Genomic DNA, 21323 nt, shown 5'->3' on the forward strand with positions numbered 1-21323 from the left:
TATTATGCTGATTTTCAACGTATTATATTGAAATATATGTATTTTTTCCATAACAAAAACAACACAAAATTTTAAACTGTGCTTTATGAAAAAACCAATCTATCCCACGCTCTTTTTGTCCCTGGTTTCTTTACCGCTTTTTGCACAAATCGGGGGAATTGAAAATTCGGTTAATGATATTGCCGATACGATCCGGACCATCTTCCCAATCCTCCTTGGAGTGATCTTTCTTGTCGGCTTCCTGTTTAACGCAGGCCACTTCTTTGGGGAAAATGCAGACCTTAAAAAGGGGATTACCCGGGTGCTCGTCTTTGTCCTTATTGCAGGAGCAGTAGTGGGCATCTTCACCTATTTGATTTCAATCGTGGTCTAATGAAACAGTTTGAAGTCTATAGAAACATTAGGAAAGGGGCTGTCATTTTTGGGCTGCCCATCTCCTCCTTTGCTTTAATGATGATTTGCGTAGTAGCTTCATTACTGGTCATCATTTTCTCTTTCAGCTTCTGGATCATCATTAGTGCTTTGATCCTCAATTGTATCCTTTATTTAGTACTAATCAGAATAACCAGAACATCACAGCTCTTTCAGGTTTCGGTAAAATTTCCAGAAATCATCAGCAACAGAAGAAATTCAAATTTTAATTATGAACAAGATTAATCTTTCGGACTTTACGCCCATAATCGATATTCAGGACAATATCATTTTTGCCAATAATGGTAACGTAGTTCTTTGCTATGAGGGGATGTTACCTGAAATCTACTCTTTATCTGAAAAGGACTTTAAAGATATTCATGGGGTTTGGTTCCAGGCCCTAAAATCTTTGCCCAATGGAAGTGTTGTACACAAACAGGACATTTATTTAAAAAAATCTTATTCTGCGGAGTTATTGCCAAATACTACCTTTTTAGAAAAGGCAACACACGAACATTTCAAAGGCAGGGAATATATGGAACATCGCTGCTATCTGTTTTTTATCCTCACCAAAAACAAAGCATTAAATAACCCGAAGTATGTCAATCCATTTCGAAAGGTCTCTAAAGGGATGTGCCAGGAACTGGATGATAATCTCAAAAGTTTTATCAGCTCTGTGAGCGATTCCGTTTCCTTTATCAATAATAGCCGTAGGATGTCTTTTCTACCTCTGGGCGCCGTGGAAATTCAGGCTTTAACCAATAGCTTTTTTAATGGTTTTTCTGAAGGTTTTGATACAGATATGCTGCTAAATAAATCCAATATTCAGGTTGGCGACAATTATTTTGATGCCCTGGCTATCAACAGCGAACGCTGTTTTGGAGAAACTGTTCAGAGCAGTAAGGTCAATGAAAGGTTTACTTCCGATGAGTTTATATTCCACCAGGGCTTTATTGACGGCCTCGGCTTGACCCTTAATGAAAATCATATGGTAAACCAGATTCTCTACCTGGATGACAAACAAAAATGGCGGAAGCTCCTTGATAACAAAATCGAAGAACTTCATAAAAGTTCAAATTTCGGATCTCAGAATAAGGTTGTGCTGGGTAAAATTCAGCATATCCTTGATCAGATAAATGCGGATGATACGTCCAGAATTATCCGTGGCCATTTCAATGTCATCTATTGGGCTAAGGAAGCCGGAGAGCTGGCCCAGATAGCTTCGAAGGTAAAGACTGAATTTAAGGAACTTGATATTACGCCGTACTACCCGCGGGGGGAAGAACGTAAAAATTATGTAGTGAATAGCTACTGTTGTTTCTCTTCCAATTTTTCCAATTCAGATCTATATGTGACCGATTTAAAACATGCGCTGTGCCTGCTGATTAATAATACCAATTATAAATCTGATCCCACAGGAATCATCTTCAATGACCGGGAACACAACATCCCGGTGCTAAAGGATGTATGGGACGAGGGAAAGAAGCGGATTAAAGCCCGGAACTTTGCCATTTTTGCCCCTACAGGGGAAGGAAAATCTTTTCTGGCCAATAATATTTTGCGCCAGTACTTTGAGAGCGGAGTGCGCCTGGTGATCATTGATCTTGGTGGCTCCTATACAAAATTCGCAAAATTATATCCTGAAAAGTATACTGTTCTGAGATATGAAAGCGGGAAAAATTTGGGTATTAATCCGTTTTACATCAGTAATTCAGAAGATGTCACGCCAGAACGGCTGGAGGATTTGTCAATGTTCCTGTTTGAACTCTTCGGCTCAGATTTAAAAGTCACCAAAGCACAATCAGTTTCGATCAGAAAAATATTGCTCCACTACTATTCGAATGTTCCTGAAAAGCATTCCCTGGATAATTTTTATCGGTTTGTAGAAACCAATCAGAAGGATCTCCTGCAAAAACTGAAGATCCATGCGGATTACTTCAACATAGTGAACTTCCTGCACGTGATGTCAGAATATGTTGGAGATGGCCTGTACAGTTTCCTTTTTGAGATTAGCGAGGACCAGACCTATAAAATTGAAGATAAAAGATTGATTGTTTTTGAGCTTGATGAAGTAAAGGATAACAAGGAAGTTCTTTCAGTAATGCTTAAGCTGATTAAATCCGCTATCCAACGAACCATTTGGAAAAATCGTGCCGAGAAAGGAATTATCCTTTTTGATGAATTTGCGAAGCAGTTGAAATTTGAGAACGTACTGGAAAGCGTGGAATTCTACTATCAGGCAATTCGGAAACAGAACGGGGCAATCGGTATCATCTTACAATCTATTAACCAGCTGCCGAACAATTCCATCTCGGCAAGTATCCTGGAGAACACTCAGGTCATTTACAGCCTGCATAATGAAAAGGGGTATAACGAGCTGGCCAAGCGGTTAAACCTTTCCAGCCACGATCTTAACCAGCTAAAATCCATCAGGAACAATCTTTCCGGGGAACGGAAGTACACTGAAATGTTTATCAAGATTGGAAAGGAAAGCAATGTCTTCCGTCTGGAAGTGCCAAGGGAAGTTTATGCAGCATATTTAACCGATGGATACGAGAATGAAGAAATAATGAAGCTTTATGAAAAGCATCAGGATATGGAGAAAGCAATTACAGAGTATTCATCCAAAAAAATAAAAATATGAGAACAAAAATTTTAATTCTTGGAATGGCTATCTTTTTTAGTCTAAACACCCGGGCCCAGGGAATGCCGGTTTACGATAATACGAACTTTATCAGCCTGGTGAAGTCGCTGGTGGAATCTGCAAAGCAGACTTCCCAACTTTTAAAAACTGCTGAATTCCTGAAACAGCAGAAAGAAAATCTTGAAAAAGTAAACAATGTAGTTAAGCAGTTAAAAGCCGTACAGGAAATAGGCCGGAACAATCAACGTCTTATCAACGTAATGCAGAATGACTTACAGGACATTCTTAACTCACCCTATATCAAACCAGAGGAAATCCAACGGGTGACTGAATCTTTTAGCTCCATTGTAGAAAACTCATTAGAAACAATGGACTTTATTGATGAAATCCTGTCCAGCGATTACCTCAAAATGAGCGATGCCGACCGTGCGTATATCCTAAAAGAAAAGGAAGAAGAATCCAAAATTATGGTTTCAGAAATTACATTGAAAACGAAGCGATACCGTGATATTATTTCTTTCCGAAAGATGCAGGATAAAATCAATAATCGTGAAACAGAATATTAATTATGGCTGCTAATATCATCTTAGGAATAGGTCTGGAATATGTTGATACCATTTTCCAGACCATACAAAATAGTAGTTTCTCGCAATATACCATTGCTGGAATGAAAACGCTTGCCGTCCTTTTCTTTTTAGTCAATATCCTCAAAAAATACAGTGAGGGCGTTGCGGATAAGGATGGCTATACCTGGGGGTTAAGCCCTGGAGAACTGGCCAAAAACTTTGCTGTCGTGCTACTGGTAATTTTCTCGACACAAATTCTCGGCTTTTTTGATGGTATTTTAGTGGCCATTGAAGGCCAATATCGCGGCACGGCCCCAGCTTTACTTCCTTTACAGATGCAGGATATTCCTATTGAAGATGAAGTAAACATTATAAAAGCAGCTCAGGCTGCAATGGCATTGCTCTATGAAGCTTTGGTAACACCCCTTTTTGGTTTCAAAATATTCGCTTTTATAGGAAGTACTATCCTATGGATTCTAGATCTGTTCATTTATCCCTTATTTTTGGCAGAACGCTTTTTCCTACTGGGGATTATGCAAGCGTTTTTCCCATTGGTCATCAGTCTGGCCGTTTTTGAAAAATTCCGTTCCCTGGCTTATAATTTTTTCAAATTGTATACAGCGGTCTATATGCTGGTACCGGCCTTCTTCTTGGTCAATGTCTTTGTCAATGCCATTTATACTGAGATAAACACCAACTTTTGGACGAACTTGTTCGGGACGGATGTAGGCAGCGGCTTTTTTGCCCCAGTTGTACAGCTTGGTTCGGTAGGGTTTATCGTTTTCCTAAAGTTCAAATTGTATCGCCGCGCTACTTCATTTACCCTGAAATTATTTACTGCCTAAAACTAATACAATGAAAACACCTTATAAAAATATTTACGCCGTCCTTAGAATAAATAGGTTTATCGTCTTGGCCGTCATCATCTGTTCCTCATTATCCAGCTTCTTTGCCGTTTGGATGGCATATAACATTAATAAAAAGGCCTTGAACAATGCTTTTGCCATCAATACCGATGGAAGTATCATTCCATTAAAACTTGTTACTCAAAAGGAAAACTATAAAGTTGAAGCCTTGGCTCATTTACAGCTTTTTCACAATTATTTCTACAACATCGATGCAAGCAATTATGAAAAGAACTTGGAAAAGGCACTATGGCTCGGCAATAGCTCTGTGGACAACCTCTATCGACAAAAAAAGGCGGATGGTGTTTATAATCGCTTGTTGCAATATTCACTAGTTCAAAAGGTGCTTAGCATCGATTCCCAAATCGAAGAAAAACACGGGGCTTACAGTTTTAGAACGGTTGCTGTTTTTGAAATCAACCGTGGGTCAATTGTCGACACCTATGAAATGGTATCTACTGGAAACCTAATTTCGGTTGACCGCAACTTTCCTAACAATCCACACGGGTTATTGATTACGAATTATTTTGAAAATACCTTAAAGAAAATATCCCATGAAAATTGAAAAGAATAAAATAGTCTTTGCGGCAGTTTTGGCCGTGATATTCCTATTTCTTATTTCCTATTCCGTGATGGTAATGGGTGATGACGAAAGCGAAAACGAGAACCTTAAAGAGACATCTGTTCCCGCACTGGAAGAAAGTCAAAAAGAATACAATTCCAAACTGGATGCAATCAACGATTTGAAGGAAGTGAAGGAAACCAACGCACCAAGCATCTACAATGAAAAGCTGATTGATTCCTTGGGTTTTTATGATGTGGATTTACCTGAAAAAGAAAAGGAGCGCATTGTAGATAGTATTTACTCCGCAGGGAAAATTAAGTATTCCGAAAAAAATTATCAGAATATTGGCGTTAAGAAAACTGTTGCCAAAGTCGCAAACCTAGTTGACTCCGCAGAAATAAAAGCTGAACAAAAAATTGCTGCTAAGGAATTGGGACTGGAACATCAGTTGTTCTTTGCCTCTGATCCAAAGGAAAGTGATATTTCCATTTCCGGAACAACGGATGCCGTCATCTATGCGGCCGTGGATGGTGATCAAGTGGTGAAGGTCAATTCTCGTTTGCGAATGCGCTTGACCAAAGCCGCAACCATTAATAACAAAAGCATTCCAAAGAACACGTACGTTTTTGGCTTTATCAGTTTTCAACCCCATCGGGTATTAATTGAAATCGAAAATATCCATCACCATCCCACAAAACTTAAAGCCTTCGATCTTCAGGATGGAAGTGAGGGAATATACGTGGAAAATAGTTTTCGCGCAGAGGCCACTAATGAAGTCTTAGATGATATTTTAGGGGATATCAACATCCCTAGCGTACCGCAAGTGAGTGGTATAACCAAATTACTCAAGCGCAACAACCGGAACTTAAAGGTTACCGTGCTCAACAATTATAGACTAATTTTAAAACCTAAATTATGAAAGCTTATATCTTAATTATAGCCTTTGTTTTGGCTTTTAGCAAAGCTTCTGCGCAACAACCTATTACTCTTGATACCATTTATGCTAATGACCAAAAGAATGTAGCATTGTTTTTTCCAGAACCCATCCGTCAAGGAATTACGGGATCAGAAAATTTTGTATTTACTTATAATCGGGAGAAAGAACAATACTTTGGACTGCTTCAGGCAAAGCCGGGAAAAGAAAGTAATCTTCTGGTGGTCAATAAAAATGGTGCAGTTTTTTCGTATATTGTTAAGTATAAAAAACAGCTTTCCACGCTGAATTATTTCATCCCAAAATCCAGTAGCATCGGCAACGAAAAGCCTATTGCTCCTGATTCAGCTAAAAGTGATGAGTCCAAGATAGAGTTAGGAAACAAGATCTATTATTACAAAAAATTCTGTTCCTATCTACTTGATCGAAAGCAACGGATTAACCGGATAAAAAAGCGTAATGAGGGCATCGTTTTAAGTATTGAGAACATTGTTTTCGATAAAGAAGAACTTTACTTCGTGATCCAGATTGAAAATAAATCTACTTTGGATTACGATCTAAATTTTTTGAAACTTGCGGTTGAAACGAAACAAAAAGGAAAAAAGAAATCATTGCAACGTCTTTATCAAGAGCCGATTTTCAAATATAAGTTGCCTTCCACAGTAGCCGAAAACGAAACCGTAAGATTGATTTACGTTCTACCAAAGTTTTCAATAAGCAATGACCGCAGAGCGGTTTTAGAGCTAAATGAAAAGAACGGGGAAAGAGGCTTAAAATTAAAAGTATCGCATAGATTTATCAACAACCCTAATTAGCAATGCAATGAAAAACGTCGTCATATACTCAATAGCCTTCTTATTCCTTGCCTGTACCGGAAAACAAGACCTTTCACCAAGCGAAACTTCAAAAATTGTAGTTGAAAGTTTCTACAATAAGGATAATGAGACCTTGAAAAAATATACTACCCCAGAAGGCTACGAAGGTCTTAAATCGGTACAAGATTTGATGGCGGCAGGCAAATCGGGGAATTCCAATTTTGAAGTGCTGGAAGAAACCACCGATAATGAAATAGCTTGGGTTAGATTCACCACATCTTATGAAGAAAACCCTGAGCTATTTAAGCTTTTAAAAATTGATGGAAACTGGAAGGTTACGCAGCAAGGAGCGAGGGAGAAAGGACCTTTTTGAAAAATAATTTTTGAATTTATAGAGTAGGCCTAATTCGTGTTTGAACTCGTTGCCTAATTTCTTCATAAATTTTTATGTCATTATTTTCCTTGACTTCTAAAGTAACAGACAATCCATATTTAATTGACAGTTTTCCAAGCTCAGATGCGTCTTCTCTGCAATTCACTTTTATTTCTAAAAAATCTCCATCAACAAAGACGTCAGCCTTGTCCCCAATAAGAATATCGTGTTGCACAGTTCCTAATTGTGTGGTTCGGAAATCATAATATGATCTATCTAATTCGAGATGATTATTATGTTTAAGATTATCAAAAAATAATTGTGCTTTACGATATTGTCTTGTTTTAAAATTTAGAGGACTATTGTAGGCTAAAGTTATTGTCAGTTTTTTATCAATCCTCCCCTTAGTAAGTGATGGCGGCAATGGAAATCTATATAAATGGGCTTGACCATCGTAAAGCTTTCCGAATCCGATAATGGTTACTCGTTTCTCAGTGCAATATAAAATGCGTTCTGGATCTATACCCCCATACCCTAGATAAGGCAATACGTTTTTTTTTGAAGTATTTGCAGCTGAGCCTGGTAAATCCTTAATTAGTTGCAATAAAAAATCTGAACTTTTACTCCAACTAGCACTATGTACCAATAAACTTTTAATAATTACAGTAAGAAAATCTGATGGTATAGATTTATCTCCAGAATTATTTATAGAAATTAAAACATCATAAAGTTGGGCAGCAAGACGAGATGTCAAAGCTGCTGCATTTGAAGTACCACATAAATACCCAGACTTATTTATTTGTCCTGGACTACCTGGAAATGCAGATCTGTTTCCGGGAGGATTTACATTAAATGGGATAGATTCTAATTTAAGAACCGTTTTCCCTGGTAAATTTTGAATTGGAGATTTCCGAAATAACTTCCGCCCACCTGACGTTATAATCTCTGGCTTTATGCTCCTTCGGAAACCAAAACCAATCCGGCTTATTGGAGATAATAAGGAGGATGACTTAATCAGATTTTTCCTTTGGTATAAATTATTAGGCTTTGAGAAATCAAAATGTGCCGCACCAACTGTAATAGAATTTATTGATTCAGCTGGTGCCAAAATCTTTCTATTAAAATTTGTCCTAACTATTTCCTCTAAAGCTAATTTTTGTACTTCATCATCAGAGAGATTATCAAATTCATCATCTGGGATTTCCAAAGCGATATCGTCACTAAAATTTCCTGCACTAATTACAAATAAGATATCGTATTGATAAGAAAGCCAATCCAGTAATTTTGCCCAAGAGCTCATATTGTTTAAGAAAGGTCTAAAAGCGTCTCCAATAGAAAAATTAATGATCTTTACCTCAGGGGCTACTGGAGGATTGTCCGCATCTCCCACTTTCATTCTTAGAACAGCCCTATGCACTAAATCTATTGGTAAAACGTCATCTGGAAGACATTCTCCTTGATAAAGTTGTGTGTCCAATTTCATTATAGGGCGGACATATAAGGGTCTTTTTAATATCGATTTTTTCTCATTATCTAAATCACCGTGAATAATAAGAGAAGCCATTGCGGTACCGTGAAATCTTTGATTACCCGTATAATTACTGGAGAAACCATCAGGATCATCAATTTGTAATCTATTTTCTAATAGAGAATGATTTGCTAAGGGAAGACCATCAAAAAGTGCAATGACTGGATGGCCATCTGTGGGTAGTTCATCATTTTCTTCAACATTGGGCAACTTTTTTAATTGCTCAATATCTTCAGGAGTTTCAAAAACCATCTGTCCTACAGGACGAAAAAACAAAATTTGTTGCGATTTTAAAAAGGAAATATTCGTATTCTCCGTAAGATCATCAAATACTTGAATCGGAGCTCTTGCAATAAAAGCGTGATATGATATCTCGGAGATTATAGTCCTTGAACCTTTCACTTCTTCTCCGTTATGTAAATTCAGTAAACGGGTTACTTCTTCATAGGCTTTTCGATTGGCTTGGTCACTACCTTTAAAGGCCAATTCTATTTCAAATCTTACGAAATCAAAATCGTATAATTTTCTTTCCTGAATATATTTTTCAATACCTGTATCACGTACCCTATCACTAACATTATAGGGCCTAATATCCTTTAATTGTTCAAAAAGCGATCTGAATTTTGCAGTCCCTCGCTTAAAATTTTGTTTTTCTTTATCTTTCTTATATTCTCGCCAATATTTCTGAAGTTCTTTAAGTGCCCTTTGGTTGGTCATAGTGAGGTAAAATCTGGCATCCACATTTTCTTCAGATCTATTACCGTTTTTATCTATGTTATAGAAATCATCTTCTGCCTCGAACTCAGTCTCATATTCAGCTAAAAACTCCATTCCTGGAGTCTTTTTCACAGCTTTAAAAAAATCTTTTATTTCTCCGGCAGTTTCTAACACCAAGATCATTTCAGGGATAATATTCCCTGCTTCCTTTTGTAGTGAAGCTGACCTATTAGAAAGTACACGATCTAATTCCGTTATCTTTAATTCATTTCTCTGAATTTGTTGAGTTTTGGTTGGGATAAACATTTTACCCGGAAAACCTTGTTTTTTAGATTTTTCCGCACTTATAGGGAATGGGAACAAAAGAAGTGGTTTTTTAACCATTCCCTAAGGAATATTTATGCTCCATTTGAACAAGGCATTCATCCACTAACCTTTTTACGTTTACGTCAGGGAGCGACAATATATATTTACGTTCAACATCGAGGATGAATTCTTCAATCTCCGCAAAATTAAGACCTTCAAGCTTATTTGCTATTTTATCAATAGGATATTGCAAATCGTATTTAACTCGCTGTTCAAAGTTTTTGAGCCAAATCTTTATCATTGACTTATCCGGAGCTTTTAATTCCAATCTTACTTGAAATCTTCTCCATACAGCCCTATCTAGAAGTTCGGCGTGATTAGTTGCTGCGACAACTACTACATAACTCGGCAAACGATCAATCTGAAGAAGTAAAGAACTTACAACTCTTTTAATCTCACCCGTTTCGTGAATGTCTCCGCGTTCTTTTCCTATAGTGTCAAATTCATCAAAAAATAAAACACATTCTTGGGTTCTAATAAAATCAAAAGTTGTTTTAAGCCGAGTAGCGGTTTCTCCTAGATAACTACCAATTATTCCATCATACCTTACAACGTAATATGGAATCATTAAAGATTGAGCTATGACTTCTGCGAGAGAAGTTTTTCCATTTCCAGGAGGACCTGCCAATAGAATACGATTTCTAGGTTCTAAATTATAGGATCTCAATAAGTCACTACGATGATGTTCCTGGATAAGGTCTTGAATGACGGCTTGATTTTCATAATTTAAAATCACATCATCCAAAGTCTTTTGAGGGTAAATGCGATATAAAAAACTGTCTAATCCATCTTCCAGTAAACGATTATGTATAGGTTGGTTGGATTGAGGCTTAGAGGCTTTGGAAAGTGCATCTAATAATTGTTGAGCTACAATATGATGTTGTTTACTCTTTTCTTCGGCAATTATAGATTCAACAACCTTTCTAAAAAGGGTATTGTCTCCGTTAGTTCCGGCCTTAACTAATTTTAATAATAAATCTGCTCTTGCCATTTGTACAAATATAATATTCTGATTTGTTAAACTATAATTTAATTAAAAATTGATCTCACTTCCTGATAAACTCTTTCAAAATTAGCTGCTAAATCAGCCTTGGAAAACTGCCTTAATTCATCCGGAAGCTGCCTCTGAATTCTCTGCAATTTAAACTGCACTTTTTTATCTTCCCCATCCGCATAGGTAATAAACTCCCCCTGCTTTAAACGGAAAAAAGCATCAGCCCGTATTTTAGGAATTTCCCGTTCCCCGGTAGTAATGCGTGTATCAAAGTCAAGACTGTAACCTCGGTTGATGCTGGTTGTTTCTTTTTTTATGATTTCAAAGAAGCGTTCATAGTATTTTGCAGTATCAGGATCATTGACCTTTCCGAAGAATTGATAGGAAAGGTTGCTTAAAATAGCTTTACTCGCTTTATCTCCATACATCATATCGTTCTGGATCTTGTCCTGCATTACATAAACAGTTGCTATATCATAACTTCTTAAGGTAGCCGGAATGCGGTGCATATTCAATAACCGAATGGTTGGTGCTTCTTCCATTAAAAGAAAGGAAGAATTTGAATTGCGTACACTCATTTGCTTTGTAATCGTGTGGATTATGGTGGCAATTACAGGGGAATAGGAGGTTTCAAATTTAGGATTGTTCACTACTGAAATCACAGCAGGATTTTCCGGGTTATTAATATTTAATGGCACTTCATCTGCGGAAAGGGCCATAAATATGTTTTGTGTACTGATACGTTTCAGAGCATTGGCCAGGGTACTCTTTACCCCTGCTGTCTGCCTTTCGGAATCTTTGCCGCTAATAAACGCATCTGCCATCGCTCTGGAGGTGGTATTGGTCTCTAAAAACTTTATGAGACTATCGGTATCCAGAAACTGATAAATGGCTATTAGATGTGGTAAGGTACAGAAATGCGGATAAGATGTTTTCAGTTTCCAGATCAATCCACCAATCAATCCTTCCGCAGCATCGTTAAAAAAATTTAGAGGATCCTGTAATTCCCGATTCCCGCTGTTCCAGAAGATTTTCAATAAGTACCCTCGAAATCTCATTCACACTTTCTTCGTTTTCGAGATATCTGGGTGCTATAGGGTTTACCCTATGGATAATTTTGTCAAAAGAGATAATACGAAAAGGAATATCTGGATTTTTAAAAAGTGGGTACGCCATTTCGGTTAGCTCAAAATCCTTATAGTCGTGAATAACCCCACAGAAATCATGTTTCTGGAAATGTTTTAAAAATCCGTAAACCACGCTTTCGGTTTTTCCACTTCCGGCAGATCCAATAATCGAAGCTCCACGTTTGATGTTTTCAATTTTAAAATTTTTCCTGTCCGTTTTAAAAGTTACCCGATATTTGTCAGAGGTATTTTGCTTTAAATCCGGTTTATGCAGAAAAACGTAAAATACCGTATTGACCAACAATAAAGGACAACCTAAATAAAGTAGTGCTTTTATCGTATTATGCGGATAATACAAATAGGCTATCAGTCCCAAAAGCAGCACAGTATTTATGAAAAAGGCATATTTGGAAATCCGATACAGTCCATAAAATACTGAAGCTGTCAAAACGATAATTAAGAGTATATGTAGTGGATTGGCTAGTTGCATTATTGTTTTTCCTTTAGATACCTATTGAACTTGATTTAATAGCCACTTCCACACCACGGCGCAGGCGGTTGAATATTTTCATTGCCAGTTGTGCCTGGGTAACCGGAATACTTGGTAGCATTGGAACACCACTTTCCTTCATAATTTTAAAAGCAATCGCCCTTTCATTGGTGGGCAATTTCATCAGTGATGCAAAATATATTTGAGGGTTTTTGATAAAATCCTTTCGAGCCTTGTAGGTCTCGGCAAAGTTTCTTTGATAGACAAAAGTCCTGTCAAAGGTCTTTTCTGCCCGGTCAAAAAATTGATCACGGTCAAAGCCCCGTTTTACATTCTTACCATGCATCTGGACTTCCGAGGCCTTATGCTTGCTCCCAGGAGAAAGACTGAAAGTATTGGATGCATCCTTTCTGCTTACGATGATATGGATATGGCTTTGATTTCCTGCCTTTGGCATCCCCTGGACAATTCGCTTCCCGTCCTGTTGGTGCGGAGCCTCCTTTTCCAATCGGTCAATTTTATTCTGCAATAGTTTGATATTGCCTTCAGCTCGCCCCTCTTTAATGTTTCTGATTTCAGTTTTGAGCTGCAATATTTTGGTAGCAAAGGGTTGGTTTTCCCTAATCTGCCAATCCGTTCCCTTAAATGTTCGTTGATGTTCTATTTTCGCATAATATTTTATATCATCGATGCTAATCGGTCTTCCGTTGATTTCACGATTGAAGGATGCCACATAGTCCTTCATCAGTTCACGGGTGTACCTTTTTAGATCCTCACTGTTGTTCTGTAACCGGTTCAATTCATATTTAGAAGGGCTCACCGTGATCGAATAGAATTTCGGTTCGGTCTTTTTGAGTTTGGCACCATTCCCATCAATTTCCTTTACAACTTCATCCGCTGATATTTCCTCATCATATTGATTGAAAAAATGTTCCATAGCTCCCTGTTCCAAACCCTGGTTTTCTTTCTCCAGATAGCCCACAAAATCCGCTGAACTTTGCGAGTAATTATTCCCTGATTTTTGAGGTGTGATGGTAATGTACATAGCTCAAAAATTAGAGTTCATTGCTCCCATTTAGCTTTTCTCGAAAGCTTACTTCATTCTTTTCTTCAATGATTTTCTTTTCTAAAATCAAAGGCTTCTTTTTAGGTTCTTCAGTTTGAAATAGAGATTCCAACATTGCTACGGTGGGTTTGGTCTGGCTCTTTTCCATATCCCTCATAATGGCAATCACCGCATTGATTCGCTTCTTGATTGAAGCTTCGATTGTCCTTCCCGTAGGTCCTAGTTTTTCCTTTGGGGAAATCTCGTTGTAGAAGAAAAAATCGAGCATTGTTGCCATTGCTTCGGTGTGCGATTTGAAGTGTGTCCTTGAAAATTCCTGAAAACGTTTTGCCGTTTCCTTTTTGAACCTGATGCCGATAAATGAGTCCATAATTCGCCGATTTGTCGCAAATCCTTCCCTAAAAATGGGCGTTCACAGGACATTTGTCGCAAATTGTAGAAGGTCGGGAATTTTATATTTTTTCAAGTTGCTGATTACCAGTTATTTGAAAACAAAAAGGAGTACTAAACATCGCATCGCGTGTTACCCTCTTGCTGTGTGTCCTGAGTTATCACGGGAGTACATTAGAACCTAAAAAGTTCATTGAAATGATAACATAACTTTGATAATGATGATAGAATTTTATGTAGAAACAGAAACGAGCTAACCCCATTTTTGGATGGTAAGTTAGAAGTCTCACGGTACCGTTTCATAAAATGTTGGCCTATCGAACAAGATGTTCAGGCATATTGTTCAAACCACCTTGTGGTGCTTGTTTTAAGAGAACAGGTACTGAGCGACAAGATCTGGTGAGGGTATGGGAGTTGAACGTAAGTGAACCTCTATGGACGTGTCGAAAGTGACCTTTACGGTGTCAAAATCGAGGAGAGAGCAGCTCTGAGAGATTAAGTATGGTGGATACCTGATTACTGACCATACGACACCCGGCATATAGGAGGCAAGAACCATACTCAGGCATTATCAAGGAACAGGAGAACCAATATCTAAATGAGAAGCAAAAATGGTGAAAATCCCGAAGCGGAAAAACCAGAAAGTAGCGACGTTAGGTATTGGGACGGATGAAGTCGTAGTAGCGAAAATACTCCAGAGAACAAGATTAATCATCTTGTGAGCGAAGGACTTCACTCAAGCATGTTCATTTATTGTATTACAACTTAAAGTAATTTAAGGATGATTTTTAATGAAGAACACAAGACGCAACCTATTAGCAGGTTGCAGGTAAATGAAGCTTTTAAGAGAATAAAAGCCAACAAAGGGAGTGCTGGAGTAGATGGATTATCCATTGAAACAGTAAGTAGTCAACCACGGAAATATCTGTACCCATTATGGAATAGGATGGCCAGTGGGAGTTACTTCCCTAAACCTGTTCGACAGGTACTAATCCCAAAAGGGAAAGGTAAAATGAGACCTTTGGGTATTCCCACTGTAGTTGATCGGGTTGCCCAACAAGTAATTGCATCGCAGTTAAACACAATAGTTGATCACACCTTTAGTCCAAGCAGTTTTGGGTATCGTCCCAGGAAATCTGCACATGATGCCTTGGGCCAATGTCGTATAAATTGTTTACGATATAGCTGGGTCATTGATTTGGATATAAAAGGATTTTATGACAACATTGATCATGAACTGCTACTGAAAGCTGTTCAGCACCATACACAGGAGAAGCATATTTTGCTTTACGTGAAAAGGTGGCTGGAGGCTCCAGTGCAATTATCTGATGGAACGCTGCATAATCCAAACGGTAAAGGCACACCACAGGGCGGAGTAATTAGTCCTGTATTAGCTAATATCTATATGGATATTGTATTCGACAAGTGGATCCAAAAGCGCTATCCTGATATCCAGTTTGAACGTTATGCTGATGACATTGTGGTTCATTGTTACCACTTGCCTCATGCTAACCGACTTCTTGAAGAAATCGAAAGACGATTCAGAGAGTGTAAACTGGAAGTGAATCAGGAGAAGACAAGAATAGTGTACTGTCGCAGAAATCAGAAGAAAAGACCAAGGTTTAAAGTGAACTTTCAGAAGTTCGATTTTCTGGGCCACACCTTTAAACCCAGAGTAGTTAAAATAAGGGGAATAATGAAACTAGGTTTCACCCCTGCCATCAGTCAGAAAAGCATCAACAGGATAAATGAAGAGCTCTTCAGGATGAACATCCATAAAATGGTACAGTTCCCATTGAGCAAAATTGCATCTCTGTTGCGGCCTAAAATCAGAGGATGGATAAACTACTACGGTAAATTTCGGATGGGAGGCCTCAAGAAACTATTTAGAACATTGCACATTCGCTTAACGAAATGGGTACGTAATAAGTATCGTCGGTTTAAGCGAAAGCAGTGGGTCCTTGCGCTACGACATCTACAGAAAATATGCAGGCTCGAACCATACCTGTTTGAACATTGGCAATATTCAGCGCTTAAACCTTAAAGTCTTGGCTGAGAGGAGCCGTATGAATTGAGAAATTCACGTACGGTTCTGTGAGAGGTTTAGGGGTGAAATTCCCCTTTACCTACTCGACACTCCTTTTCGTCCCGCCCAGCGGGACAAAAATTCCGTACAATTTGGTCAAAAGCCAATTGCTAGTTCCAGGGAAATAATTTCCTGTTATGTATTTTTTTGATGGGTACGGTTATCGGCGAAAGTCAAAAAATGGATAACCCTACGTAAAATTAAATGCTGAATTTCAGCGAAATAAAGATAATGATTTTTATTGAATTGAAAATAATTGAAAAGAAAAACACCTCCAAAAATTTAGAGGTGCTTGACTATAAAGTTTAGGAATTAAATGTTGAATATGAAAGTATAGGAATATAAATTTCGCAATGCTTCTTCCTCTACCATCGTCTTAAAGCAGGTATAATTTTCTCTTACGTACTTGCGGATATCATTCCCAAATTTTCGTTCCACATCCTTTTTGGAATTCTCCAAAAGTCGGTTTTGGGCTTCTTCGGTCAGGTCTGAAAAATTAAGATAAATCATAAGCTTTCCATTTAAAGGATTCCTTCATCTGCAAAACTGAAATAATTTCCATCAGGTATCAGGATCAAATGGTCCAATACCTTAATATCAAATAATTCCCCTGCCTTTTTAATTTTTTGGGTCAGGCGTTTATCGGGTTCACTCGGTGTCAAGGTTCCGCTCGGGTGATTGTGGACCAAAATGACTGCCGTTGTCAAGCTCTTTAACAGTACGGCAAATAAGATGCGGACATCCACTAAAGTTCCTGTTATTCCTCCGTTAGAGGTTTCATATATTCCTTTTACCTTATTGGCATTGTTGAGCAGCATTATTTTAAAAGTCTCGTGCAGTTCAATAGTATCTTTGTTCCATTGGCTGTAGGCTAAATCTGCAGCACTCTGGGAACAGGTTATCTTGGGAAGCAAATTTGCTTTTAAACTTCCACTATAACTTATCGCGATTTCATTAACTTTGGTTTCCATTATGATCTGATTTAAAAGGTGAATAATGAAAGAGGGCGCAACTTTCGAGAGGAACGCCCTCTTTGTTTTAAATTTACCCGGCTGAATTATTGCCGTTCTTTACGCCCAACAAAAGGATTTCGTTGGCTTCAACTTCGGTAACATAGCGTTTTACGCCCTCGTTGTCCTCATAGCTTCGGGACTTTAATTTTCCCGTTACACCGATTTCCTTGCCTTTTCCGGCATACTTCTCGATGATTTCAGCGGTCTTGCCCCAGGCTACTATAGTATGCCATTCGGTGTTTTGCACTTTCTCGCCCTTGTCGTTTTTGTAATACTCATTGGTGGCAAGTGAAAAACGGGCTACTTTTTTACCGTTTTCAAGGTTGGTAATGGTTGGTTCCTGACCAACGTTCCCAATTAGCTGTACGTGATTTTTAATAGTACTCATAATAAAAGAATTAAAGATTAATTAATAGACTACCTGAACCTTTCAGGCAGTTTTCATTTATATTTTTTTGAAGCGATTTACTTATTGTATCCTGAGCGTTTTCCTTTTTTTGTTTTTTTGGCCCCGCTTCCTTTCTGATGTTTTTGTACGATTTCACAATGTTCATTTTAGATTTACTTCCCGTAGTGCCGTCGCAGTACCTTTTTTTGTTGCTTATACATTTTCAATATTTGGAATTGATAAAGACTTATAAAAGGGAGGCACGACCGGTTATGCAGTCTGTTCAACTTCAAAATGTTGGTATTTTGCTTACAAAAAAAGGGAAGGGACAGTGACGGCGCGGAAGTGGGTCTAAAGGCTTTATGTGAAGTACTAAAACATAGGGAACGGGGCCAAAAGCAAGGATGGAATCCGATGAAGCGGACTCCATTCCCGATTTCGAATTGGAATGAAGTGCACTTCCTAGCATAGCGGGAAGGGCTAACGAAATGGAAAGGAGAAATTGGGGATGGTGTCCAAGACTTTTATAGTGAAGCTCTTTCCCCGCAATGGAGCTTTTTCTGCGGAATGGAGGGGAATGTGCTGACCGGGTTATGAAAATGGATTATCCTCTTGAAGTAGGATTTAAAGCGGACTTAATTTTAAAGATGGAGATTGGGAATGTAGCGTTCCTGCCTTTTTTGGCAGGGGTAGCGAAATGGAAATCGGAAGCTTTGAAGTTGTGTCCAAGATTTTTTGAATGAAGCGTATTTCCCGTAATGAAGCTTTTTCTGCGGAATGGAGGGGAATGGGCTGAATAACGTGAAAAACATAGCATTCATTCCAACTCATTAACTAATTGAAGATTGGTGTGTCTATCAGTCAATAGATTTTTAAGATATTTGTTAATCAAAACATAATAAAAAATAAAACTATAGATGAATATATTTAAGAAAAAACTAGAAGATACATCTCCAAAGCAATTAAATTTTGAACCCATAGAATTATTTCAAAATTTGTTCCATAAGGAGGGATACGCGTATTTAAGAGGCATACAAGAAGAAGTGTTAAGTTCTTGGCATAGCATAAGGGATCAACGAGATGTTTTGTGCAAAATGAATACAGGTTCAGGAAAAACTCTTGTAAGCCTATTGATGTTATACTCAAAAATGATTGAAGGAGTCGGTCCCAGTTTGTATCTATGTCCAGACAAACAACTATTAGAACAGGCAAAGTTGCAAGCGGATTTATATGGAATACCTGTTTGTGAAATTGAATATCACGGGCAAAGAAGTGTTTTCCCTGATGACTTTTCAAATTCAAAAGCCATCCTATTATGCACGTTCCAAAAATTGTTCAATTCCCGTTCTATTTTTGAAAGGGATAATATTGATGTTGGTTCAATCGTCCTTGATGATGCCCACGTCTGTCTTGACAAAGCTAGAGAAGCAACTACATTAAATATACCCTTCAATCACGACTTGGCAGATAGGTTACTGAAGTTATTCCAAGAAGAGCTGAAATACCAAGCCCCAGGAACTTATCACAGACTTATTCAGGGTGATCCATATGCCAAGATACTTAAAGTCCCTTATTGGGCTTGGCTAACGCGTATTGATGAGTTAATAAAACTCATAGGCAGTTTTAGTGAAGATAGAGAGCTTATGTTCAAATGGGGTTTAATAGCTGACGACTTGAAATCTTACGATTGTTATGTCGGACCCAGAGGAATTGAGATAGCACCATCCTATGTGCCATTTCATAATGTCAGAGCTTTTAATGAAGCCAAACATAGATATATTTTATCTGCTACATTTGAAGATCAAATTGATTTAATTAAAGATTTAGGTATTAACATAAACAGTATTAAGAACGCCTTGATTCCTAAAGATCGTAAGGACGTTGGGCAAAGATTGATCCTTGCTCCTCAAAGATTTGATTCAAGAATAACAGATGAGCAGATTATGTCGTTGGCCAAGGAATATTCCGAATCTGGAATAAATGTAATGGTATTGACACCATCTTCAAATAGGGCGGCCAAATGGGAAGATTTTGGAGCGGAAATAATCGAAAATGATAACATAAATGAAGAAATCGCTAAATTAAGAACTGAGAAAGGGCAGTTCTATGTTTTAGTTAATCGTTATGATGGTGTTGACCTGAATGGTGATATGTGCCGAGTTTTAATATTAGACGGCTACCCCTCATTCAGCTCTTATGAACAACTTTATGCCGAATTGCGCTTAGAATCCGTTAAGGCTTCTTTGAAAGCACAGATAATAGAACAAGGACTTGGTCGAGCTGTAAGATCTGGTAGTGATTACTGTGCAGTTTATTTAATGGGTAAAGACTTGCTCCAATTTGTAGGCAACAAATCCAACTTACAATATTTCACACCAGTTACACGCAAGCAATTGAAACTTGGTTTATCGCTTCTTGATGACGAATCTACTGATAAATCTTTGAATACGATTAAGGATACTGCCAACCTATGTCTCGTTCAAGATATGAGCTGGAGGGAATATCATTCAGAAATATTGTCGAAAATTGACGCTGACAAAACTGACGATCGAATCATTAAGAATTTAGAAATTGCAGATTTGGAATCACAAGCAATCGAAAATTACAGAAGAAGAGATTATGAAAGTGCATCAAAGGTAATTCTAGATAAAATAGTAGATACGGTCGCGTTAACTGACAAGCAGAAAGGCTGGTATTTTGAAAAAGCTGCTAATTATCTATATTTAGATAATGCACCAAAATCAAATGACCTTCAAATTAAAGCAGCACAAACAACTTCCCATATGCTGCAATCAAAAAATGGACATAGTTATACGAAAATTATGGCTAGTGAAGAGCAGGCATTTCAAGTTTTAAATTTTATCAAGCAATTTGAGACTTCCCAAGACTTTAAAATGTACTTTGAAACCTTATTGGAAAATCTTCAATTCAGTCAAGATATTCCTCATACTAAATTTGAGAATGCCTTTGCTGAAATTGGCAGGCTTATAGGTTTTTACACTCAGGAACCTGAAGCGGAATTTGGAAACGGCCCTGATGTACTATGGGTGATGACTGGAAATCATTATCTAGTTTTAGAAGCCAAGTCTAGAGCCATACACGGTGAAATCACTAGAGATAATATCAATCAATTATTAGGATCAGGTGAATGGTTCAAAAAACTCTATGGTTCTGCTGCAAATTTTAATTTGGTTACCATTCAACCTCCAAATATAAAAGGGTGGAATGTAAATACTAGTGAAAATACACGAGTGATTGATGAAGAATCATTAAATTTATTAAAAGATAATCTTAGAAGATTTGTTGACGGAATCAATAATTCAGGTTTCACGGCATCTAGTAATAAAGAAATAGCTAACTTATTGGGCATACACAATTTAACAACAAACGGTTTTTTGAAAAGTTTCTTAAAACCTGTAATTTCTAAAAAGGGATAATCTTTTTAAAATATAGATGGTCGAGAGGTCTAAGGCACCTGATTGAAGATCAGGGGTACGGGGAACTGTACCGGGAGTTCGAATCTCCCTCTATCCGCAAAAATACGAAAGTATTATAGCCCGCAACTTCTAGTTGCGGGCTTGTTGGTTAAATCAAGACCATAAAATATTGGAAAAAACAGTGTATTAATTGAATTCTTTTGAATAGGTATGACCCACATTTTGGTTTTTAATACATTTTTGGAAAAGGAATGTTTCAGTTGAGCTATTTGGCTATTTCGGTTCGAATTGTGCCAGTGGTTTCGGTCGGTTAGTGCCAGGCATTTCGGTTTAATTTGTGCCACTTTTGGCAGCAAAGAAAACCATAACGGTTCAAATTGTGCCAGTAATATCGGTTTGATTTGTGCCACTGCCGGTATTCTATGAATCATAACGGTTCGTTTGTGCCAGTCGTATCGGTTCGTTTTGTGCCACTTTGGAAGATCAAGTAATATCTTGTTGCAAAAAA

Annotated in this window: 19 protein-coding genes, 1 tRNA gene and 1 pseudogene; 12 read left to right on the forward strand and 9 right to left on the reverse strand. The window is 37.8% G+C overall.

Annotation, left to right across the window (positions count from 1 at the left end):
- The first annotated feature begins 85 nt into the window (after positions 1-85).
- The 9 genes from ACQ93I_RS12240 to ACQ93I_RS12280 are packed head-to-tail and all read left to right on the forward strand — an operon-like array spanning position 86 to position 7213.
- Positions 86-373 (forward strand): hypothetical protein, encoded by a 288-nt coding sequence (locus ACQ93I_RS12240; protein WP_168025969.1) that lies wholly within the window; start codon positions 86-88, stop codon positions 371-373.
- Entirely contained in the window at positions 373-657 is a 285-nt protein-coding gene (locus ACQ93I_RS12245) for a hypothetical protein (RefSeq protein ID WP_168137306.1), read from the forward strand. Before ACQ93I_RS12240 ends, ACQ93I_RS12245 begins: the two co-directional genes overlap by 1 nt.
- Positions 644-3055 (forward strand): TraG family conjugative transposon ATPase, encoded by a 2412-nt coding sequence (locus ACQ93I_RS12250; protein ID WP_168025967.1) that lies wholly within the window; start codon positions 644-646, stop codon positions 3053-3055. Before ACQ93I_RS12245 ends, ACQ93I_RS12250 begins: the two co-directional genes overlap by 14 nt.
- Entirely contained in the window at positions 3052-3621 is a 570-nt protein-coding gene (locus ACQ93I_RS12255) for a conjugal transfer protein (protein ID WP_146831850.1), read from the forward strand. Before ACQ93I_RS12250 ends, ACQ93I_RS12255 begins: the two co-directional genes overlap by 4 nt.
- A 2-nt stretch (positions 3622-3623) precedes the next feature.
- Positions 3624-4466, forward strand: coding sequence for a hypothetical protein (locus ACQ93I_RS12260; protein ID WP_168025966.1), 843 nt, complete (start codon positions 3624-3626; stop codon positions 4464-4466).
- 10 nt (positions 4467-4476) lie between these two features.
- Positions 4477-5091 (forward strand): conjugal transfer protein TraK, encoded by a 615-nt coding sequence (locus ACQ93I_RS12265; RefSeq protein WP_168025965.1) that lies wholly within the window; start codon positions 4477-4479, stop codon positions 5089-5091.
- Positions 5081-6010, forward strand: a complete 930-nt coding sequence (traM, locus tag ACQ93I_RS12270; protein WP_168025964.1) for a conjugative transposon protein TraM — start codon at positions 5081-5083, stop codon at positions 6008-6010. The genes ACQ93I_RS12265 and traM overlap by 11 nt, the downstream gene beginning before the upstream one ends.
- Positions 6007-6840, forward strand: a complete 834-nt coding sequence (locus ACQ93I_RS12275; RefSeq protein WP_168025963.1) for a DUF4138 domain-containing protein — start codon at positions 6007-6009, stop codon at positions 6838-6840. The genes traM and ACQ93I_RS12275 overlap by 4 nt, the downstream gene beginning before the upstream one ends.
- Before the next feature lie 7 nt (positions 6841-6847).
- Positions 6848-7213, forward strand: coding sequence for a hypothetical protein (locus ACQ93I_RS12280; RefSeq protein ID WP_168025962.1), 366 nt, complete (start codon positions 6848-6850; stop codon positions 7211-7213).
- A gap of 16 nt (positions 7214-7229) precedes the next feature.
- Here the strand turns inward: ACQ93I_RS12280 and ACQ93I_RS12285 are convergent, their stop codons facing one another.
- The 5 genes and pseudogenes from ACQ93I_RS12285 to ACQ93I_RS12305 all read right to left on the reverse strand — a co-directional run bounded on the left by ACQ93I_RS12285 (position 7230) and on the right by ACQ93I_RS12305 (position 13871).
- Positions 7230-9842 carry a S8 family serine peptidase gene (locus ACQ93I_RS12285; RefSeq protein WP_168025961.1) on the reverse strand — a complete coding sequence of 871 codons (2613 nt, stop codon included), beginning with the start codon at positions 9840-9842 and terminating at the stop codon, positions 7230-7232.
- Positions 9835-10815: an AAA family ATPase gene (locus ACQ93I_RS12290; RefSeq protein ID WP_168025960.1), complete on the reverse strand. Its 981-nt coding sequence runs from the start codon at positions 10813-10815 to the stop codon at positions 9835-9837. The genes ACQ93I_RS12285 and ACQ93I_RS12290 overlap by 8 nt, the downstream gene beginning before the upstream one ends.
- A 38-nt stretch (positions 10816-10853) precedes the next feature.
- Positions 10854-12435, reverse strand: a pseudogene (locus ACQ93I_RS12295) (type IV secretory system conjugative DNA transfer family protein).
- 13 nt (positions 12436-12448) lie between these two features.
- Positions 12449-13480, reverse strand: a complete 1032-nt coding sequence (gene mobB / locus ACQ93I_RS12300; RefSeq protein ID WP_266069665.1) for a MobB family relaxase — start codon at positions 13478-13480, stop codon at positions 12449-12451.
- A 10-nt stretch (positions 13481-13490) separates the two neighbouring features.
- Positions 13491-13871, reverse strand: coding sequence for a BfmA/BtgA family mobilization protein (locus ACQ93I_RS12305; protein ID WP_266069664.1), 381 nt, complete (start codon positions 13869-13871; stop codon positions 13491-13493).
- Between the two features lie 801 nt (positions 13872-14672).
- On the opposite strand from ACQ93I_RS12305, the gene ltrA reads away from it, so the two are divergent.
- The gene (gene ltrA / locus ACQ93I_RS12310; RefSeq protein WP_431698771.1) at positions 14673-15935 is read left to right on the forward strand and encodes a group II intron reverse transcriptase/maturase; all 1263 of its coding nucleotides are present in this window, start codon (positions 14673-14675) and stop codon (positions 15933-15935) included.
- Between the two features lie 354 nt (positions 15936-16289).
- Here ltrA and ACQ93I_RS12315 read toward each other — a convergent pair whose 3' ends face one another.
- The 3 genes from ACQ93I_RS12315 to ACQ93I_RS12325 all read right to left on the reverse strand — a co-directional run bounded on the left by ACQ93I_RS12315 (position 16290) and on the right by ACQ93I_RS12325 (position 17378).
- The gene (locus ACQ93I_RS12315) at positions 16290-16487 is read right to left on the reverse strand and encodes a hypothetical protein (protein WP_168025957.1); all 198 of its coding nucleotides are present in this window, start codon (positions 16485-16487) and stop codon (positions 16290-16292) included.
- Positions 16488-16498: 11 nt separating this feature from the next.
- Positions 16499-16948, reverse strand: a complete 450-nt coding sequence (locus ACQ93I_RS12320) for a JAB domain-containing protein (protein ID WP_168025956.1) — start codon at positions 16946-16948, stop codon at positions 16499-16501.
- A gap of 73 nt (positions 16949-17021) precedes the next feature.
- Positions 17022-17378, reverse strand: a complete 357-nt coding sequence (locus ACQ93I_RS12325) for a single-stranded DNA-binding protein (RefSeq protein WP_168025955.1) — start codon at positions 17376-17378, stop codon at positions 17022-17024.
- A gap of 917 nt (positions 17379-18295) precedes the next feature.
- Here ACQ93I_RS12325 and ACQ93I_RS12330 point away from each other — a divergent pair.
- Both ACQ93I_RS12330 and ACQ93I_RS12335 read left to right on the forward strand, forming a co-directional pair.
- Complete coding sequence (locus tag ACQ93I_RS12330) at positions 18296-20815, forward strand: DEAD/DEAH box helicase (protein WP_168137311.1); 2520 nt, start codon at positions 18296-18298, stop codon at positions 20813-20815.
- Positions 20816-20827: 12 nt separating this feature from the next.
- Positions 20828-20912, forward strand: a tRNA-Phe gene (locus tag ACQ93I_RS12335).
- A gap of 16 nt (positions 20913-20928) precedes the next feature.
- Here the strand turns inward: ACQ93I_RS12335 and ACQ93I_RS12340 are convergent.
- Positions 20929-21323: hypothetical protein (locus tag ACQ93I_RS12340; RefSeq protein WP_431698772.1), on the reverse strand; the 395-nt coding region annotated here is incomplete at its 5' end.

The sequence above is a fragment of the Salinimicrobium sp. WS361 genome, assembly GCF_050750585.1.
Classification (GTDB): Bacteria; Bacteroidota; Bacteroidia; order Flavobacteriales; family Flavobacteriaceae; genus Salinimicrobium.

What these genes read in the sequence shown, in the direction of transcription:
- ACQ93I_RS12240 (WP_168025969.1), top strand. Translation starts at nt 86, where the DNA reads ATGAAAAAACCAATCTATCCCACGCTCTTTTTGTCCCTGGTTTCTTTA.
- ACQ93I_RS12245 (WP_168137306.1), top strand. Translation starts at nt 373, where the DNA reads ATGAAACAGTTTGAAGTCTATAGAAACATTAGGAAAGGGGCTGTCATT.
- ACQ93I_RS12250 (WP_168025967.1), top strand. Translation starts at nt 644, where the DNA reads ATGAACAAGATTAATCTTTCGGACTTTACGCCCATAATCGATATTCAG.
- ACQ93I_RS12255 (WP_146831850.1), top strand. Translation starts at nt 3,052, where the DNA reads ATGAGAACAAAAATTTTAATTCTTGGAATGGCTATCTTTTTTAGTCTA.
- ACQ93I_RS12260 (WP_168025966.1), top strand. Translation starts at nt 3,624, where the DNA reads ATGGCTGCTAATATCATCTTAGGAATAGGTCTGGAATATGTTGATACC.
- ACQ93I_RS12265 (WP_168025965.1), top strand. Translation starts at nt 4,477, where the DNA reads ATGAAAACACCTTATAAAAATATTTACGCCGTCCTTAGAATAAATAGG.
- traM (WP_168025964.1), top strand. Translation starts at nt 5,081, where the DNA reads ATGAAAATTGAAAAGAATAAAATAGTCTTTGCGGCAGTTTTGGCCGTG.
- ACQ93I_RS12275 (WP_168025963.1), top strand. Translation starts at nt 6,007, where the DNA reads ATGAAAGCTTATATCTTAATTATAGCCTTTGTTTTGGCTTTTAGCAAA.
- ACQ93I_RS12280 (WP_168025962.1), top strand. Translation starts at nt 6,848, where the DNA reads ATGAAAAACGTCGTCATATACTCAATAGCCTTCTTATTCCTTGCCTGT.
- ACQ93I_RS12285 (WP_168025961.1), bottom strand. Translation starts at nt 9,842, where the DNA reads ATGGTTAAAAAACCACTTCTTTTGTTCCCATTCCCTATAAGTGCGGAA.
- ACQ93I_RS12290 (WP_168025960.1), bottom strand. Translation starts at nt 10,815, where the DNA reads ATGGCAAGAGCAGATTTATTATTAAAATTAGTTAAGGCCGGAACTAAC.
- mobB (WP_266069665.1), bottom strand. Translation starts at nt 13,480, where the DNA reads ATGTACATTACCATCACACCTCAAAAATCAGGGAATAATTACTCGCAA.
- ACQ93I_RS12305 (WP_266069664.1), bottom strand. Translation starts at nt 13,871, where the DNA reads ATGGACTCATTTATCGGCATCAGGTTCAAAAAGGAAACGGCAAAACGT.
- ltrA (WP_431698771.1), top strand. Translation starts at nt 14,673, where the DNA reads ATGATTTTTAATGAAGAACACAAGACGCAACCTATTAGCAGGTTGCAG.
- ACQ93I_RS12315 (WP_168025957.1), bottom strand. Translation starts at nt 16,487, where the DNA reads ATGATTTATCTTAATTTTTCAGACCTGACCGAAGAAGCCCAAAACCGA.
- ACQ93I_RS12320 (WP_168025956.1), bottom strand. Translation starts at nt 16,948, where the DNA reads ATGGAAACCAAAGTTAATGAAATCGCGATAAGTTATAGTGGAAGTTTA.
- ACQ93I_RS12325 (WP_168025955.1), bottom strand. Translation starts at nt 17,378, where the DNA reads ATGAGTACTATTAAAAATCACGTACAGCTAATTGGGAACGTTGGTCAG.
- ACQ93I_RS12330 (WP_168137311.1), top strand. Translation starts at nt 18,296, where the DNA reads ATGAATATATTTAAGAAAAAACTAGAAGATACATCTCCAAAGCAATTA.